14 protein-coding genes are annotated in these 16998 nt (G+C 72.7%); 6 read left to right on the forward strand and 8 right to left on the reverse strand.

The window, feature by feature from the left end; genetic code table 11:
• The first annotated feature begins 92 nt into the window (after positions 1 to 92).
• Complete coding sequence (locus OG904_RS04050; RefSeq protein ID WP_405487434.1) at positions 93 to 1097, forward strand: Gfo/Idh/MocA family oxidoreductase; 1005 nt, start codon at positions 93 to 95, stop codon at positions 1095 to 1097.
• Between the two features lie 99 nt (positions 1098 to 1196).
• Here OG904_RS04050 and OG904_RS04055 read toward each other — a convergent pair whose 3' ends face one another.
• The gene (locus tag OG904_RS04055) at positions 1197 to 2381 is read right to left on the reverse strand and encodes a cytochrome P450 (protein ID WP_405487436.1); all 1185 of its coding nucleotides are present in this window, start codon (positions 2379 to 2381) and stop codon (positions 1197 to 1199) included.
• Between the two features lie 55 nt (positions 2382 to 2436).
• On the reverse strand, positions 2437 to 3357 hold the full coding sequence (locus OG904_RS04060) for a DMT family transporter (protein WP_405487438.1): 921 nt from the start codon (positions 3355 to 3357) through the stop codon (positions 2437 to 2439).
• 369 nt (positions 3358 to 3726) lie between these two features.
• Between OG904_RS04060 and OG904_RS04065 the strand changes: the two genes are divergently transcribed.
• Positions 3727 to 6099: a family 20 glycosylhydrolase gene (locus tag OG904_RS04065; protein WP_405487440.1), complete on the forward strand. Its 2373-nt coding sequence runs from the start codon at positions 3727 to 3729 to the stop codon at positions 6097 to 6099.
• Between the two features lie 145 nt (positions 6100 to 6244).
• Here the strand turns inward: OG904_RS04065 and OG904_RS04070 are convergent, their stop codons facing one another.
• Positions 6245 to 6856 carry a dihydrofolate reductase family protein gene (locus OG904_RS04070; protein ID WP_405487442.1) on the reverse strand — a complete coding sequence of 204 codons (612 nt, stop codon included), beginning with the start codon at positions 6854 to 6856 and terminating at the stop codon, positions 6245 to 6247.
• A gap of 218 nt (positions 6857 to 7074) precedes the next feature.
• Between OG904_RS04070 and OG904_RS04075 the strand changes: the two genes are divergently transcribed.
• On the forward strand, positions 7075 to 7806 hold the full coding sequence (locus OG904_RS04075) for an SDR family oxidoreductase (protein WP_405487444.1): 732 nt from the start codon (positions 7075 to 7077) through the stop codon (positions 7804 to 7806).
• A 197-nt stretch (positions 7807 to 8003) separates the two neighbouring features.
• On the opposite strand, the gene alc is transcribed toward OG904_RS04075, so the two are convergent.
• Complete coding sequence (alc, locus tag OG904_RS04080; protein ID WP_405487446.1) at positions 8004 to 9122, reverse strand: allantoicase; 1119 nt, start codon at positions 9120 to 9122, stop codon at positions 8004 to 8006.
• 2 nt (positions 9123 to 9124) lie between these two features.
• Positions 9125 to 10459 carry an allantoinase AllB gene (gene allB / locus OG904_RS04085; protein WP_405497750.1) on the reverse strand — a complete coding sequence of 445 codons (1335 nt, stop codon included), beginning with the start codon at positions 10457 to 10459 and terminating at the stop codon, positions 9125 to 9127.
• Between the two features lie 336 nt (positions 10460 to 10795).
• Between allB and OG904_RS04090 the strand changes: the two genes are divergently transcribed.
• Complete coding sequence (locus OG904_RS04090; protein ID WP_405487448.1) at positions 10796 to 11599, forward strand: IclR family transcriptional regulator; 804 nt, start codon at positions 10796 to 10798, stop codon at positions 11597 to 11599.
• A 69-nt stretch (positions 11600 to 11668) separates the two neighbouring features.
• Here OG904_RS04090 and OG904_RS04095 read toward each other — a convergent pair whose 3' ends face one another.
• Positions 11669 to 12352 carry an ABC transporter ATP-binding protein gene (locus tag OG904_RS04095; RefSeq protein WP_405487450.1) on the reverse strand — a complete coding sequence of 228 codons (684 nt, stop codon included), beginning with the start codon at positions 12350 to 12352 and terminating at the stop codon, positions 11669 to 11671.
• Positions 12349 to 13440 (reverse strand): ABC transporter permease, encoded by a 1092-nt coding sequence (locus OG904_RS04100; protein WP_405487452.1) that lies wholly within the window; start codon positions 13438 to 13440, stop codon positions 12349 to 12351. Before OG904_RS04100 ends, OG904_RS04095 begins: the two co-directional genes overlap by 4 nt.
• A gap of 134 nt (positions 13441 to 13574) precedes the next feature.
• On the opposite strand from OG904_RS04100, the gene OG904_RS04105 reads away from it, so the two are divergent.
• Positions 13575 to 14774: a sensor histidine kinase gene (locus tag OG904_RS04105; protein ID WP_405487454.1), complete on the forward strand. Its 1200-nt coding sequence runs from the start codon at positions 13575 to 13577 to the stop codon at positions 14772 to 14774.
• Positions 14771 to 15406: a response regulator transcription factor gene (locus OG904_RS04110; protein WP_328301563.1), complete on the forward strand. Its 636-nt coding sequence runs from the start codon at positions 14771 to 14773 to the stop codon at positions 15404 to 15406. The genes OG904_RS04105 and OG904_RS04110 overlap by 4 nt, the downstream gene beginning before the upstream one ends.
• Positions 15407 to 15433: 27 nt before the next feature.
• On the opposite strand, the gene OG904_RS04115 is transcribed toward OG904_RS04110, so the two are convergent.
• Positions 15434 to 16921, reverse strand: coding sequence for a PLP-dependent aminotransferase family protein (locus OG904_RS04115; protein WP_405487456.1), 1488 nt, complete (start codon positions 16919 to 16921; stop codon positions 15434 to 15436).
• Positions 16922 to 16998: the final 77 nt, after the last annotated feature.

Genomic DNA, 16998 nt, shown 5'->3' on the forward strand with positions numbered 1-16998 from the left:
TGCACCATGCAAGGCCATCGGGGCCATTGCGGACCGGTCGGGACACAGCCGGGCAGATTGACAGCTCCCCCGGACGGGGCCACGTTGGGTGCATGCGCATCGGGCTCATCGGGACGGGCCGCATCGGCTCCTTCCACGCGGCGGCACTGGCCCGCCAGGCGGACGCGGGCTCGCTGCTGCTCGCCGACGCGGACCCCGCGCGGGCGGCGCGCCTGGCCGCCCGGCTCGGGGCCACCGCCGCGCCCTCCGTCGAGCAGGTCTTCACCTGGGGCGTGGACGCGCTGGTGGTGGCCTGCGCCACCGCGGGGCACGCGGACCTCGTCGTACGGGCGGTGCGCGGCGGGCTGCCGGTGTTCTGCGAGAAGCCGGTCGCCCCGGACCTGGACCGCACCCTGGCGGTGCTGCGCGAGGTGGCGGCGGTCGGCGGGGTGCTCCAGCTGGGGTTCATGCGCCGCTTCGACGCGGGCTACGCGACGGCGCGCGAGCTGGTCCGCTCCGGCGCGCTGGGCCGGCTGCACACCGTACGGACCACGACCGCGGACCCGTCGCCGCCGAGCGCCGAGTACCTCGCGACCTCGGGCGGGATCTACCGGGACTGTCTGGTGCACGACTTCGACATGGTCCGCTGGGTGACCGGGCACGAGGTGGTCGAGGTGTACGCGACCGGGTCGGACGCGGGGCCCGCGCGGTTCCGGGAGGCCGGTGACGTCGATACCGCCTCCGCCGTCCTGACCCTCGACGACGGGACACTGGTCTCCAGTACCGGTACGCGGTGCAACGGCGCCGGCTACGACGTGCGGATGGAGCTGGCCGGGGAGCTGGACCAGGTCTCCACCGGGCTGGACGACCGTACGCCGATCGCCTCGACCGAGCCGCACGGCCCGCCCCCGGCGACCAAGCCGTGGCCCGGGTTCCTGGAGCGCTTCGCCCCCGCCTACGAGGCGGAGCTGGAGGCCTTCGTCCGGCTGGTGCGCGGGGAGGTGCCCAATCCGTGCGACGGCTCCGAGGCGCTCGCCGCGCAGCGGGTGGCGGAGGCCTGCGAGCGCTCGCGCCGGGAACGGCGCCGGGTCGCGCTGGCGGAGCTCCCGGATCTCTGAGGCCCGTGAGCCGGCCCGTGAGCCGGTGCACAAGCCGGCCTGTGAAGCGGCCCGTAAGACTCCTGGCATGCCCGCACCCACCCCCGTCGCCCCGCCCCGCTACCAGCGCACCGGGTGCCGGGTCGTCCCGCGGACCAGGGTTCCGGGCGCCCATTCCAGGACGGCCGGCTCCTCCTGGAGGTCCGGGAAGCGTTCCAGCAGCGACCGGATCGCGATGCGGCCCTCCAGTCGGCCCAGCGGGGCGGCGACGCAGTGGTGGATGCCGTGCCCGAAGGCGATGTGCCCGCCGCGGCCGGGGCGGCGGATGTCGAAGGCGTCGGGGTCCTCGAAGCGGGCGGGGTCCCGGTCCGCCGCGGCGAGGCAGACCAGGACGGGCGAGCCCGCCTCGATGAAGGTGCCGCCGATCTCCAGGTCCGCGCTGGCGTAGCGGAAGGTGGCCGTCTCCACCGGGCCGTCGTAGCGCAGGGCCTCCTCGACGGCGCCGTCGATCAGTCCGTCCGGGTCGGCGCGCAGGGCGGCGAGCTGGTCGGGGTGGGCGAGCAGGGCCCGGATCCCGTTGGAGATCAGGTGCACGGTGGTCTCGTGCCCGCCGACCATCATCAGGAAGGCCATGGCGACCAGCTCCTGCCGGGAGAGCCGGTCCCCCTCGTCCCCCCGGCTCGTGACCCAGTCGCTGAGCAGGTCCTCGCCGGGGTCCGCGATCCTGGCGTCGACGAGCTCGGCCATGTAGGCGGTCATGGTGCGCACGGCCGCGTTCTCGGACTCCAGTCCGGTGGGCGAGACGATCTGGGTGATCCAGCCGCGGAAGACGCCCCGGTCGGCCTCGGGGACCCCGAGGAGCTCGCAGATCAGGGTCATGGGCAGCGGCAGGGCGAAGGACTCGATCAGGTCCGCGCGCCGCTCGGGCAGGGCCTGCATCCCGTCGAGGAGCCCGTCGACGATCTCCTGGATGCGCCCGCGCAGGCCCTCGATGCGGGAGGGGGCGAAGGAGCGGGAGACCAGCCGGCGCAGCCGGGTGTGGTGGGGCGGGTCGGCGCGCATCATGTTGGCGCTGGCCTCGGTCTGCTCCCGGTCGGCGTAGAGCCCGGACGTCAGCCAGTTCTTGGACACGTCGGGGTGGGTGAGGGCCTGGCGGGCCTCCTGGTGACCGACGATCAGCCAGACTTCCTGACCGTCCGCCGCCTTGACGCGGTGGACGGGCCCGTCCTCGCGCAGGCGCGCGTAGTGCGGGTACGGGTTTTCGTTGAAGCCTTCGGCGATCGTACTGAGGTCCAGGACTGGCATGCGGTCACCCTAGACCGGGAGTTGACCTGGGGCGGAGCTGGTTTCGGCCAATCGTTCAGCCAGCCGCGCGCCGCCCCCAGGCGGTGCCCACGAGGACCAGCGCGGCCCCCGCGAGACCGGCCGCGCCGAGCCGTTCGCCGCCGATGGCGATGCCCGCGGCGGCGGCCCACAGGGGTTCGGTGCCGAGCAGCAGGCTGACGCGGGAGGGCGAGGTGCGGCGCACGGCCCACATCTGCACGAAGAAGGCGAAGAGGGTGCAGAAGACGGACAGGAAGGCGAGTCCGGCCCACTGGGCCGCGCCGAAGTCGGCGGCGGCCGCCCAGGGGCTCGCGCCGGTGCCGGGCAGCAGGGCCAGTACGGCGAACACCGCGACCGCGCTCCCCAGTTGAACGGTGGTCAGGGAGAGCGAGTCCGCTTCCTGCACCGCCTTGATCCGGGCCATGAGCAGGACGTGCAGCGTCCGCGCGAGCGCGGCGGCGAGGATGAGCAGGTCGCCGGAGTTCGGAGCGGTGAAGCCGGCGCCCTGGGTGAGCAGCACGACTCCGCCGACCGACAGGGCCGCGGCACCGAGGAAGGCCGCCGAGGGGGCCCGGCGGCGGACGGCGGACTCGGCGAGCGGGGTGAAGATCATGGTCAGGCTGATGATGAGCCCGGCGTTGGTCGCGGAGGTGTGGACGACCCCGTAGGTCTCCAGCAGGAAGATCCCGCCGAGCACGAGTCCCAGCACGCCGGCGCCGCGCAGCTGGGCGGGGGTGAGCGCGCGCAGGCGGCGGTGGCCGGCGACGGCGAGTACGGGCAGCACCAGCGCGAAGCGCAGGACGAGCACCGCGATCACGGTGTGCGAGGTGGTGACGCCCTTGGCGGCCAGGTAGCTGCCGCCCCAGACGAGGGCGACGAGCAGGACCGGCAGGTCCGCGAGCCAGGCTCCGCGACGGGTGGGGGCGGGCACGGGCACGGGGGCGGCGATGGTGGACACCGGGTCTCCAACGGCAGGATGCGGGTGGAGGCTTCGGCGGCTCGCACGGAATGGCTCACGCTACCGGAGGTAGATCACCCCGGTCGAGCGCTTACCGACTTCGGCCTCTGACCTGGAGAAGCACTCGCCGGTTCGTCCACCGGGTCCCTTCGCGGTGTGTCTTGGAATGGCGCCGGTCGGCGGAGGCTCGGATGCTGGCAGTGTGCTCGACGGCCGCGTCCGGGCTCCCTGCGTGAACGATGCGACCGCCTGCGAAGAGGGTCCGGGTCATGGGCTGAGCTGAGCTGACGAGGGAGTGGGCCTCGGTTCGCTTCACCAAGCCGGACGGCGGCCCCTGACCCGCCCGGTCCCCACAGCAAGGAGATATTTGTGGCGTCACTCCTCACGATTTCCCCGGGCAGAGCGGCTCTCCTCGCCTCCCGTCTCCGTGCCCGTACGGTTCTGACCGGTGCCGCCGTCGCCGTGGTCACCGCCTTGCTCCCGGCAGTGGTACCCGCTCAGGCTGCCACCGCCGTCCCCCGGACGGTTCCTGCTCTGCGGCAGTGGACCCCCGCGTCGGGCGGATTCGTCCTCGCCGCCAGTACCCGGGTGCTGGTCGACCCCGCTTACACTGCTTCGCTCGACGACGACGCCCGCCAGTTCGCCGCTGACCTGGGGCTGCTGACCGGCACCACACCGGCTGTGGCCACGGGCACCCCGGCCGGCGCCCTCGCCGGCGACATCGTCCTGACCCTCGGTTCCACCGACAGCCAACTCGGCGACGAGGGCTACAGTCTCACTTCCGGTCCGGCCCTCACGATCAAGGCCCGGACCGACACCGGGGCCTTCTACGGCACTCGGAGCGTTTTGCAACTGCTCCGCCAGAGCCCTTCCGTCCCCGGCGGCACCGCCCGCGACTGGGCAACCAAGAGCGAGCGCGGCCTGATGGTCGATGTCGGCCGCAAGTACTTCACCCTCGACTGGCTCCGTCAGGAGATCCGGGAGATGGCCCACCTCAAGATGAACTACCTGCATCTGCACCTCTCCGACGACAAGGGCTTCCGGATCGAGAGCACCACCCACCCCGAGGTCGTCTCGGCGCAGCGCTACAGCAAGCGGGAGATCGCCGACCTGATCGCGTACGCCGCGCGCTACCACATCATGGTCGTGCCCGAGATCGATGCCCCTGGCCACATGGCCCCGGTGATCACCCCCCACCCCGAACTGCAGCTGAGGAACTCGTCGGGCACCCCGGTGGCCGGCAAGATCGATCTTTCGCTGCCGGCCGCGACCCAGCTGATCGACGACCTGGTCAAGGAGTACCTTCCGCTGTTCCCGGCGCCGTACTGGCACACCGGCGCCGACGAGTACCTCACCGACTACTCCGCCTACCCGCAGCTGTTGACCTATGCCCGGGCGCACTACGGCTCCTCCGCGAAGGCCGTCGACACCTTCTACGGCTTCATCAACCACATCGACGGCCTGGTCCGGGCCGCCGGCAAGACCACTCGCATCTGGACGGACGGCATCAAGGGCGACGGCACCGTCGTCCCGGCCGCCGGCATCATCGCCGAGAAGTGGAACTCCTCCGGCCTGTCCGCTCAGGCTCTGGTCGATGCCGGCCACACGGTGACCAACGAACCCCGTTCCTCGCTGTACTACGTCCTCGGCCGCTACAAGCCGCCGACGGCCCAGCTCTACGAGACCTGGACACCGGACACCTTCGACGACGGCCGCACCGTCACCGACCCCGGCACCAACCGGGGATCCAAGCTGCACGTCTGGTGCGACACCCCCGCCGCGGAATCCGAGGAGCAGGTCGCCGACGGCATCGCCAAACCGCTGGCCGTCCTCGCCCAACAGACCTGGGGATCGCCCAAGCCCGCGGCCACGTTCACGGACTTCTTCCCGATCCTCGGCGCGGTCGGCCACGCGCCGGGCAACAAGTCCGGCACCCAGCCCGGCAACCTCGCCCAGTACGCGATCGCCACCGCCTCCAGCGTCGAACCCGTGATGCGGGCCGACGGAGGGACCACCCTCACCGATTACCTCGCCGCCACCAACGTCACCGACGGCGAGGCGACGACGCGGTGGTCGAGTCTGAGGTCCGATCCGCAGTGGTTGCGGATCGACCTGGGGTCCTCGCAGAACATCGGGCGGGTGAAACTGTCCTGGCAGACGGCGTACGGCAAGGCCTACCAGGTGCAGACCTCGCAGGACGGCACCAGCTGGACGACGATCTACTCCACGACGGTTGGCAACGGTCTGGAGGACGACCTGACAGGGCTGGCAGGAGCGGGGCGCTACCTCCGCCTCAATCTCACCCAGCGCGGCACCCCGTACGGCTACTCGCTGTACGGCGTCGAGGTCTACGGGCAGCCCGACCTCGCGCGGGGCCGGCCCACCACCGCGTCCTCCGTCGAGAACGCGGCGTTCCCCGCGGCCAACGCCACCGACGGCGATCCGAAGACGCGGTGGTCGAGTCTGAGGTCCGATCCGCAGTGGTTGCGGATCGACCTGGGGTCCTCGCAGAACATCGGGCGGGTGAAACTGTCCTGGGAGGCGGCGTACGGCAAGGCCTACCAGGTGCAGACCTCGCAGGACGGCACCAGCTGGACGACGATCTACTCCACGACGAGTGGTGACGGTGGGGTGGACGACCTGACGGGGCTGGCAGGCGTGGGGCGCTATCTCCGCCTCAATCTCACCCAGCGCGGCACCTCGTACGGCTACTCGCTGTTCGGCGTCGAGGTCTACGGCTGACCCACAGGCCGCCGACCCGTCTCAAGAGGCACTGGCCACCGCCGCATCGCAGGGTCTGGACGCCACTCCAGAAGGGTCCGGGCCCTGCGGGGCGCTCTCCCGCTCCCCGGCTTCCCTCCGCCGCGGCGCCCCGCCGGTCACCGGGTCAGAAGCTGCCGAACGTGGCGCGGCCCTTCGGCTTGTAGGTGTGGATGGCCGTGCCCGCCGCAGTGGTGCGGGAGGCCGTCAGGTCGAAGGCGGTCGGCAGCCCGCCCGTCGGGAACAGCCGGCGCCCGGCGCCCAGGAAGACGGGGAAGACCAGCAGGTTCAGCTCGTCCACCAGGTCGCGCACCAGCAGCCACTGCGCCAGCGCGCCGCTGCCGTGCACCTGCAGCTCCCCTTCCATCGCGTCCTTGATCCGCACGATCTCGCTCTGCAGGTGATCCCCGTCGATCACGGTGGTGGGACCCCAGGCCGGTTCCTTCAGCGTGGTCGAGGCCACGTACTTCGGGAGACGGTTGAGCTTGTTCGCGATCGGGTTGGCGGGGTCGTCGTGGTCCGGCCAGTACGAGGCGAAGATCTCGTAGGTCCGGCGCCCGAGCAGGAAGGCCTCCGCCCGCTCGAAGCCCTCGGTGATGAACTCCCCCATGCCCTCGTCGTCGAACGGCACGAGCCAGCCGCCGTACTCGAACCCGCCGCTGGGGTCCTCCTCCGGCCCCCCGGGGGCCTGCATCACTCCGTCGAGGGTCAGGAAGGTGGTGAGGGTCAGCTTTCCCATGGCTCCGCGCTCCTTGGATCGGGGTACATCGGTCCTCTGCTACCCGTTCAGACTCCCGGGCCGCCCGGAACTCATCGGCCCGGCGCGCGCGAACGCGAGGTCCGATTCCCGCCAGCGCTCCCGCCCCGCCTCCGATTTCATTGAACTCGCAACAACCTGACGGTCGGCGGACGACCGAACAAGCGGACACGGGAACACGTGAACACGGGAGGACACCCATGAACGGCACAGTGGCACTGGTGACCGGCGGGAGCAGGGGGATCGGGGCGGCCTGCGCGCTGCGGCTGGCGCAGGAGGGCGCCGATGTCGCGATCACCTACGTCGAGGACGCGGCGGCCGCGGCCTCGGTGACCGGCCGGATCGAGGCCCTCGGGCGGCGCGCCCTGGCCGTACGGGCCGACGCGGGCGGGGCCGCGGACGCGGTCGCGGCGGTGGAGGAGACCGTACGCGGGCTCGGGCGCATCGACGTCCTGGTGAACAACGCCGGGGTGGGCGTGCTCGGCCCGCTCGAAAAGCTCGCCCTCGCGGACGTGGACCGGGTGCTCGCGGTCAACGTACGGGGCGCGTTCCTGAGCGCACAGGCGGCGGCCGGGCGGATGGACCGGGGCGGGCGGATCATCACCATCGGCAGCTGCATGACCCAGCGCGTCCCCGGCCCCGGCGGCACCCTGTACGCGATGAGCAAGGCCGCGCTGACCGGCCTGACCAAGGCCCTGGCCCGGGAGCTCGGCGAGCGAGGGATCACCGCGAACCTCGTCCACCCGGGCCCGGTGGACACCGACATGAACCCGTCGGGCGGCCCCTACGCCGCCCCGCAGTCCGCGCTGACGGCCCTGGGCCGCTTCGGCACCCCCGCGGAGGTGGCCGCGATGGTGTCCTTCCTCGCGGGCCCGGACGCCGCGTACGTCACGGGCGCCGAGTTCGCGGTGGACGGCGGCCACGCGGCGTAGCCGGCCCCGATCCCGCCGGGCACGACCACGGCCGCCGGGCTGCGCCCGGTGGGCGGGGTCCGGCGCGGCGGGGTCCCGCGGAGCGGGGTCCGGCGGGGCGGAAAACCCGCGGGGGCGCACCGTGGAACGGCACGCCCCCGCGGGGTGGTGGGCATGCCCCGGGGGTGTCGGCCCCCGGGGCGGTCACGAAGGTGGCGTCAGCCGCCCAGCTCCTGGTGACGGGCGGTGTGCGCGGCGGTGCCGGCCTCCGTCAGCGCGCCGAAGAGGCGCAGGCGGGAGAAGCCGCCGTCCGGGAAGATGTCGATCCGCACGTGCGTGCCGACCGCCGGGGCGTCGAGCACGAAGCGGTGGTTGGTGTCGGGCTGCAGGCGGGTGCGCGGCAGGAACTCCGTCCACTCGCCCTCCTCGCCCGTCTTGACGGACAGCGAGGCCCAGCCGGCCGAGTTGCCCTTGAGGTACGCGGTGTCGATCTCGACGGCGCGGATCTCGGACTCGGCGACGAGCTGGTAGCGGATCCAGTCGTTGCCGTTGTCGCGGCGGCGCGCGGTCTCCCAGCCGTCGTCCATCTTGCGGGAGCGGCCCGGGTTGATGGTGTTGGTCGGCGGGGAGTAGAAGCGGTTGGAGGCGTCCTGGACGGAGCCGCCGTTCTCCAGCGCCACCACGTCGAAGGAGCCCAGCGCGGCGAGCCACTTCGGGTCGGGCACGACCTCGCCGTACACGCGCAGGCGGGCGATGCCGCCGTCGGGGTGCTGGTTGACGCGCAGGTGCGTGAAGCGCTGCTCCGCGGTGACCTCGAAGCCGTTGGCCGCGTGGCCGCCGACCGGGGTGCGGGCGACGATGGTCGTCCACTTGATGTCTTCGCCCTGGAGCTCAGCCGGGGTCGGCGCGAGGGCGCCTTCCCAGTTGGTGGCCTCGACGGAGACGGCCTGCGGCATGTTGCCGCGGAAGTGGGCGGTGTCGACCACGATGCCGCGGATGACGCCGGGGGCGCCCAGGCGTACGAGCGCCCAGTCGTGGTCCTCGGCGGTCGGCCAGGGCTGGGTGGCGGAGATGCCGCGGCGGCGGCGGGTCTCCCAGCCGTCCATGACCTTGCCCTTGTGACCGAAGTCCTCCGGGTCGAAGTGCGCGGCCTCGGAGATCAGCAGGTTCTCGCGCTGGGCGAAGAACTCGTCGTTGGCTTCGATGACGCCGGCGCCGAGTTCACGGGCGGCGAGGTTCGCGTACTGGGTGAACGGGAAGTCCGCGCTGCGGTAGTCCGCGTACGGGTCGCCGCCTCCGTACGGGTTCGCGTTGCCGGTGAAGGATTCAATCGCCACTGTCAGTTCTGCCTTTCGAGGAGGAGGCCGGTGGGCTCGGTCGGGGTGCCGTGGTCGGCGATCTGCGTACCGCGCAGCCAGGTGGACTTCACGACGCCGTGCAGGGTCTTGCCCGCGTACGCCGTGACCTGGTTGCGGTGGTGCAGGTGGGCCGGGTCCACGGTGAACGTTTCTTCGGGGGCCACGACGGCGAAGTCGGCGTCACGGCCCACCTCGATCGCGCCCTTCTGCGCCAGGCCGGCGAGGGCGGCCGGGGCGGCGGACATCCAGCGGACCACGTCCTCCAGGGTGCGGCCGCGCTTCTTCGCCTCGGTCCAGATGGCCGGCAGGCCCAGCTGGAGGGAGGAGATGCCGCCCCAGGCGGTGGCGAAGTCGCCGGTCTTCAGGTCCGCGGTGGAGGGAGAGTGGTCGGAGACGATGCAGTCGATCGTGCCGTCGGCGAGCGCGTCCCACAGCAGGTCCTGGTTGGCGGACTCGCGGATGGGCGGGCAGCACTTGAACTCGGTGGCGCCGTCCGGGACTTCCTCGGCCGTGAGGGTGAGGAAGTGCGGGCAGGACTCGACCGTGATCTGGACGCCCTCGGCCTTGGCTGCGGCGATCAGCGGCAGCGCGTCGGAGGAGGACAGGTGCAGTACGTGAACGCGCGCGTTCAGCCGCTTCGCCTGGTCGATCAGGTTCTGGATCGCGGTGTTCTCGGCGTCCCTGGGGCGGGAGGCCAGGAAGTCGGCGTACTTGGGGCCCGGGTTCTGCGGCGCGGACTCCAGGTGGTGCGGGTCCTCCGCGTGCACGATCATCAGGCCGCCGAAGCCGGTGATCTCGGCGAGCGAGGAGGCCAGCTGCTCCTGGTCGAGCTCCGGGAACTCCTCGACGCCGGAGGGCGACAGGAAGCACTTGAAGCCGAAGACCCCGGCGTCGTGCAGCGGGCGCAGGTCCTTGACGTTGCCGGGCAGCGCACCGCCCCAGAAGCCGATGTCCACGTGCGCCTTGGTCCGCGCGACCTCCTGCTTGACCACCAGGTTGGCGGTCGTGGTGGTCGGCGGCAGCGAGTTCAGCGGCATGTCGAGGATGGTGGTGATGCCACCGGCCGCGGCGGCGCGGGTGGCCGTCCAGAAGCCTTCCCACTCGGTGCGGCCGGGGTCGTTCACGTGGACGTGGGTGTCGACCAGGCCGGGGAGGAGCACGTCGTCGCCGAAGTCCTCCAGCCGGGCACCGGCCGGTACGTCGGCCTCGTACGGCAGCACGGCCGCGATCTTCCCGCCGGCGACGGCCACCGAAGCGGCGCGCGTCCCCTCGGGGGTGATGACGCGCGTCGAGCGCAGTACCAGTTCCACAGCCAGGTCGGACACCGGAACCTCCCCATCTACTTCCACAGAGCGAAATTCAACGTTCTGTTGACGGAGTCTTCACGTCGATGCGGAACCAGTCAAGAGCGCCCGGACGGACCACTGACAGGCCCGCACCGCAATTGGATGTTTCCACAGGATGGAATTAAGATTTCGCTATGCAGAATGTAGCTACCACCACCAGGGACTGCGCGGGTAACTTCCCGAGGATGTCCGCCACCAGGACAAACCGCCTCTGACCGGCGAGGACGGCAATGCCCCGGCCCTAGGGCCGACGCCGACCGACCGGTAGGCTGCTTTCTTGCCTGCCAGCACCGAAAGGACCGCGCCGTGCCGACGTCCAGCGCCAGCACCACCGACGACTCCACCAAGCCCGCCGCCGCCAGCGGTGGCGTCCAGTCCCTTGAGCGCGCCTTCGATCTGCTCGAACGCATGGCCGACGCGGGGGGCGAGGTCGGTCTCAGTGAGCTCTCCGCCGCCAGCGGTCTGCCGCTGCCCACCATCCATCGCCTCATGCGCACCCTCGTGGCGTGCGGCTACGTCCGGCAGCAGCCCAACCGACGGTACTCCCTCGGCCCCCGGCTGATCCGCCTCGGCGAGTCCGCGTCACGGCTCCTGGGGACCTGGGCCCGCCCCTACCTCGCCCGCCTCGTCGAGGAGACCGGCGAGACGGCGAACATGGCCCTGCTCGACGGCGACGAGATCGTCTACGTCGCCCAGGTGCCGTCCAAGCACTCCATGCGCATGTTCACCGAGGTCGGCCGCCGCGTGCTGCCCCACTCCACCGGCGTGGGCAAGGCGCTGCTCGCCTACACCCCCGCCGACGAGGTGCGGGCCCTGCTGGCGCGCACCGGGATGCCGGCCGCGACCGAGAAGACCATCACCACGCCCGAGGGCTTCCTGGACGCCCTGGAGCAGGTCCGCAAGGTGGGCTACGCCGTCGACGACAACGAGCAGGAGATAGGAGTCCGCTGCCTCGCGGTCTCCGTCCCGAACTCGCCGACCGCCGCCGCGATCTCCATCTCCGGCCCGGCCGGCCGGGTCACCGAGGCGGTCGCCGAGTCCTTCGTGCCGATCCTCCAGGGCGTGGCGGCCGAGCTGTCGGTGGCCCTGCAGAGCCAGAACCCGGCGTAGGCACCCGGCCGTACGCGAAAGGCCCCGGCCGCCCCATCGGGCGGCCGGGGCCTTTCGCGTGGCCCGGGGCTATGCGGCCGGGACGCCCTGCGTCAGGCGGCCGTCCGTCATCGTCGCCGTCGCGTCCATGCGGTCCAGGTGGGCGTGGTCGTGGGTGACCAGCACGGTGGCGGTGGAACGCTCCCGGGTGAGGGTGACCAGCAGGTCCAGGACCGCCGCGCCGCGCTCGTGGTCCAGCGCGCTGGTGGGCTCGTCGACCAGCAGCACCGCGGGCTCGTTCATCAGGGCGCGGGCGATGTTGATCCGCTGGCGCTGCCCCCCGGAGAGCTCGTGCGGCCGCTTGCCCGCCTTGTCGGCCAGGCCCACCGCGTCCAGCAGCTCCAGGGCCCGCCCGCGCACGGCCCGCGCGGGGCGGCCGGACAGGTGCGCCATGACCTGGAGTTGTTCGGCCGCGGTGAGCGAGGCCAGCAGGTTCGGCTGCTGGAAGACGATGCCGATCTTCTCCCGGCGCAGGGCCGACTTCTCGGCCGCCCCGAGCCGCGAGGTGTCCCGCCCCGCCACGACGACCCGTCCCGCATCGGGCGTGACGAGGGTGGCGGCGACCGCGAGCAGGCTGGACTTGCCGGAACCGGAGGGGCCGATGACCGCCGTCAGGGTGCCGGACGGCACCTCCAGGCGGACCGCGTCGAGCGCGGTGAGGCGGCCGTCGCCGTCCGGGTAGGTGAGCGTGACGTCATGGACGAGCAGGGTCATCGGGCGCTCCCGAGAGCGGTCAGGGGGTCTACGGCGGTGATCCGCCGGATGGACAGGGCGGCGCCCAGCGCGCCGAGCGCGATCATCACCAGGGACGGGACCAGCACGGTGGCGGCGTCGAGCACGAAGGGCACGGCGCCGCCGCTGATCAGGGCGCCGAACCCGGCGGCGAGCGCGGTCCCCGCCCCGGTGCCGAGGGTCAGCATCACCACGGCCTGCCCGAGCGCGTCCTTCAGGAGGTACGGGGTGGAGGCACCCAGTGCCTTCAGCACGGCGATGTCCCCGCTGCGCTGGATGGTCCACACCGTGAAGAAGGCCCCTATGACCAGGGCGGAGATGGCGAAGAGGAACCCTCGCATCAGCTGCAGCGAGCCGTTCTCGGAGGTGTAGGAGCCGATCGCGGCGAGGGCCTCGTCGAGGGTCTGCGCCTTGGTGGCGGTGGCCTTGCCGCCGGCCGCCCAGTCGACGCCGTCCTTGCCGTCCAGGGCAACGACGGTGGCGAGGGTGTCGATGGAGGTGCCGGGGTTCCCGACGCGCTGCCAGTCGTTGAGGTCCATCCAGACGACCGGGGTGTGGCTGTAGGCGGCGGTGCCGGAGACCGCGGCCACGACCATCTCGACCTGCCCGATCTTGAGCTTGGCGCCCGCGGTGAGCCCGCCGAGCTCCTTGGCGGCCTTCTCGGTCAGGACCACCTGCCCCTGCGTGAGGCCGCTCCCCCGGGGCGCGAGCGATCCCGCCGGATCCACGCCGAAGACGGACACGGCCGCCGTGCGCTCACCGGAGACCGCGTTGGTGGTGCGGATGCCCAGCGGCTGCGCCGACGTCACCCCCGGCTGCTCGCGCCAGGCCAGCCAGGCCTTCTCGGGCACCTGGGAGCTGGTGAAGGAGACCTTCTGGTCCCCGGTGGGCGCGGCGAACGCGAGGCGGGTGGTCGCGGGCAGGCCGGTGATGGCCGAGATGTTCTCCCGGGCCAGGCCGGCGGTGAGCCCGGACAACAGGCCGACCAGCAGCGTGATCAGCAGTACGACCGAGCCCATCAGGGCGAAGCGGCCCCTGGCGAACCGTAGATCTCTCCATGCGACGAACATGTTCCCCACCTTGGTCTTCCGCGTGGACACAAGGCATCGCGCCACAGTAGGGATCCTCGTGTCGAAGGGCGCACGGACACATCAATCCTTTGGTTGACCGGGGCCACCGGACGCGGACTTACGCTGGTCGGGTCATGACTGCCCTCCCCGCTCCGGCCCCCGGCGGCCGCGCCCTCACCCCCGTCTCCCGCGTCCTGCGGCTGTGCCTGCACGCGCTGCTCTTCGGCCTGCTCGCGCTGGCCGCCGGGCGGGCCGTCACCGACTCGCCGCCGGAGGAGGGCCGGGTGGTCGCCGCCTGCGCGGTGCTGGCCGCCGTGTACCTGGCGGGCGTACTGGCCCCCGTGGTGCACCGCTCGGCGCGCGCCGGGGCGGTGTGGCTGGCCGGGCTGGGCGCGGCCTGGGCGGCGCTGCTGGCGGTCTCCCCCGACGGGCTGTGGATCGCCTTCCCGCTGTACTTCCTGGAGCTGCACCTGCTGCGGCTGCGCTGGGGGGTGACGGCCGTCGCGGTGACGGCCGGCGCCGCGATCGGAGGCTTCCTCGCGCACAGCGGCGCGGTGACCCCGGGGGCCTTCCTCGGGCCGCTGCTGGGCGGGGCCGTGGCGGTGGCGACCGTACTGGGCTACCAGGCGCTGTACCGGGAGAGCGAGCGGCGGCGCGAGCTGATCGAGGAGCTCATCACCACCCGGGCCGAGCTGGCCGCCGCCGAGCGGGGTGCCGGGATCCTCGCGGAGCGGGAGCGGCTCGCCCGGGAGATCCACGACACCCTGGCGCAGGGCCTGTCCTCCATCCAGCTGCTGCTGCGCGCCGCCGAGCGCGGCCTGCCCGCGGACTCGCCGGCCCTGCCTCACATCGGCCGGGCCCGGGAGGCGGCCCAGGAGAACCTCGCCGAGGCGCGTCGGTTCGTACGGGCCCTCACGCCTCCGGACCTGGAGCACGGATCGCTGCCGGCCGCGCTGGAACGGCTCTGCTCGGGGGCGCCGGGCCCCCGGGTCCGGTTCTCCCTGAGCGGCACCCCGCGCCCCCTGCCCACGCCCTACGAGGTGGCGCTGCTGCGGATCGCGCAGTCGGCGCTGGCCAACGTGGTGCGGCACGCGCGGGCCGGGCGCGCCGAGATCACGCTGACCTTCATGGACAGTTCCGTGACCCTGGACATCGTCGACGACGGCCGCGGCTTCGACCCCACCTCCGCCCCCTCCGGCGACGGCGGTTTCGGTCTGCCGGCGATGCGCTCGCGGGCCGAGACCCTCAGCGGCCTGTTCACCGTCGAATCCTCCCCCGGCCAGGGCACCGCCGTGGCCGTCACCCTGCCCTTGCCCGCGGAGGCACTGTCATGACGATCCGGCTGCTCCTGGCCGACGACCACCCGGTGGTCCGGGCCGGGCTGCGCGCGGTGCTGGACACCGAACCGGACTTCGCGGTGGTGGCGGAGGCGGCGACGGCGGAGCAGGCCGTGGAACTGGCCGGCCGGGCCGACGTCGACGTGGTCCTGATGGACCTCCAGTTCGGTCCCGGCCCCGGCATGCACGGTTCCGCGGCCACGGCCCTGATCACGGCCCGGCCCTCGGCACCCCGGGTCCTGGTCCTGACCACGTACGACACGGACGCGGACATCCTGGCGGCGGTGGAGGCCGGAGCCTCGGGCTACCTCCTCAAGGACGCCCCGCCGGAGGAACTCGCGGCGGCGGTGCGCACGGCGGCGGCGGGCCAGTCGGCGCTGGCCCCGGCGGTGGCGCTGCGCCTGATGGACCGCATGCGGACCCCTGCGGAGGCGTTGACCAAACGCGAACTGGAGGTCCTGCAACTGGTCGCGGACGGCCTGTCGAACCAGCAGATCTCCAAACAGCTCTTCCTGAGCCAGGCCACGGTCAAATCCCACCTGGTCCACATCTACGCGAAACTGGGCGTCGACTCCCGCACCTCAGCAGTGGCGGCAGCCGCCACCCGCCGCCTGATCCGCACGCCGTAGCCGTGCCGGCGGTCCGCTGCCGCGGGCCTACGCCACCCAGTACGGCCGGTCCACCCCCGCGGGCAGCGGTACGCCGGAGTGGAACGCCTCCGCCAGCCTCCGCACCCCCTCGTCCAGCCGGTCCGCCGTCAGCGTGTACGGAATCCGCAGCCGGTGCTCGAACGTCCCCGGGTCCACCCCGAACCGCGCGCCCCGCCCGATGTGCACCCCGGCCGCCACCGCCCGCTCCGACAGCGCCGAGCTGACCGGCTCCCCCAGGTCCACCCAGAGCGACAGCCCGCCCGGCGGCAGCCGCCACGACCACTCCGGCGTGTGCCGCTCCAGCGAGGCGACCAGAGCCGCCCGCTGCCCGCGCAGCTGCTCCAGCCGTCCGGGCAGCGACCGTTCCAGCCCTTCCAGCAGCGGGAGTGCCACCAGCTGGTCCAGTACCGAACCGGTCATGTCGGACGCCACCCGTACCGCCGTCAGCTCCGTGATCATCTTGGCGGTGGCCCGGACCCACCCGACCCGCAGGCCGCCCCAGTGGGTCTTGCTCAGCGACCCGATGGTCACCACGTGGTCGGCCCCGCCCCGCGGCGCGAGCGAGGCCGTCGGGGCGGGCGCCGGCACGTCGAGCGCGATGTCCGCGATGGTCTCGTCGACCACCAGCCAGGTCCCGGTCCGCCGCGTGGCCGCCAGCAGCCGCAGCCGCTGCTCCTCCGGCATCAGCGCGCCCGTCGGGTTGTGGAAGTCGGGGATCACGTACGCGAGCCTCGGCACGGTCTGGCGCAGCGTGGACTCGGCGATCTCCAGGTCCCAGCCCGCGTCGGAGACGGCGATCGACCCGGTGCGCAGCCGGGCGTGCCGCAGGGCGTCGAGCGCGTTGGCGTAGGTCGGGTTCTCGGTCATCACCCGGTCCCCGGGCCGGCACAGCAGGCTCACCACCAGCGCGAACGCCTGCTGCGCGCCCGCCGTGACGAGGATCTGCTCCGGGCGGGTCGCGAGCCCGCGCCGGGTGAACCGCTCCGCGATGGCGGTGCGCAGGTCGGGCAGGCCGAAGGGGCGGTAGCCGGGGCTGCGGGCCAGCTCCGGGAGCCTGGGCGCGGCCCAGGCCATCGCTTCGGTGAGGGTGCCTTCGGGGGCGCCCATGGCGGCGATGGCCAGGTCGATGCCGGGGTCGCCGTCGGCGCTGTAGCCGCCGGCGCCGACGAGGGCGTGCGCGCCGACCGGCGCGTGGCCCTCGGGCAGCTCGGTCCAGGTGCCGGAGCCGCGCCGGCTGCGGACGTAGCCGCTCTCGCGCAGCAGGTCGTAGGCGGCGGTGACGGTGGCCCGGCTGGCGCCCACCGCCTCGGCGAGCTCGCGTTCGGCGGGCAGGCGTACGTGCAGGGCGATCCGGCCGTCGAGGATCAGGGTGCGGACGGCGTCGGCGAGGGCCCGGTAGCCGGGGCGGGCCAGGATCTCCGCCGGGAGCAGCGCGGCGAGCTGGCGGCTGCCGATCGTTCTGTCCGCCGTCTGGACCACTCGCCCGTTTGCCATGCCAACCTCCCCTGATTGGCTCTGCCAGCCAGGCCAATCCAGGACCAGACTCGCCGTATTGGCCCCCGATTGGCAAG

Source organism: Streptomyces sp. NBC_00096 (genome assembly GCF_045041305.1).
GTDB lineage: Bacteria > Actinomycetota > Actinomycetes > Streptomycetales > Streptomycetaceae > Streptomyces.

Coding starts and splice junctions, on each gene's coding strand:
- OG904_RS04050 (WP_405487434.1), top strand. CDS start 93: ATGCGCATCGGGCTCATCGGGACGGGCCGCATCGGCTCCTTCCACGCG.
- OG904_RS04055 (WP_405487436.1), bottom strand. CDS start 2,381: ATGCCAGTCCTGGACCTCAGTACGATCGCCGAAGGCTTCAACGAAAAC.
- OG904_RS04070 (WP_405487442.1), bottom strand. CDS start 6,856: ATGGGAAAGCTGACCCTCACCACCTTCCTGACCCTCGACGGAGTGATG.
- OG904_RS04075 (WP_405487444.1), top strand. CDS start 7,075: ATGAACGGCACAGTGGCACTGGTGACCGGCGGGAGCAGGGGGATCGGG.
- OG904_RS04095 (WP_405487450.1), bottom strand. CDS start 12,352: ATGACCCTGCTCGTCCATGACGTCACGCTCACCTACCCGGACGGCGAC.
- OG904_RS04100 (WP_405487452.1), bottom strand. CDS start 13,440: ATGTTCGTCGCATGGAGAGATCTACGGTTCGCCAGGGGCCGCTTCGCC.
- OG904_RS04105 (WP_405487454.1), top strand. CDS start 13,575: ATGACTGCCCTCCCCGCTCCGGCCCCCGGCGGCCGCGCCCTCACCCCC.
- OG904_RS04110 (WP_328301563.1), top strand. CDS start 14,771: ATGACGATCCGGCTGCTCCTGGCCGACGACCACCCGGTGGTCCGGGCC.
- OG904_RS04115 (WP_405487456.1), bottom strand. CDS start 16,921: ATGGCAAACGGGCGAGTGGTCCAGACGGCGGACAGAACGATCGGCAGC.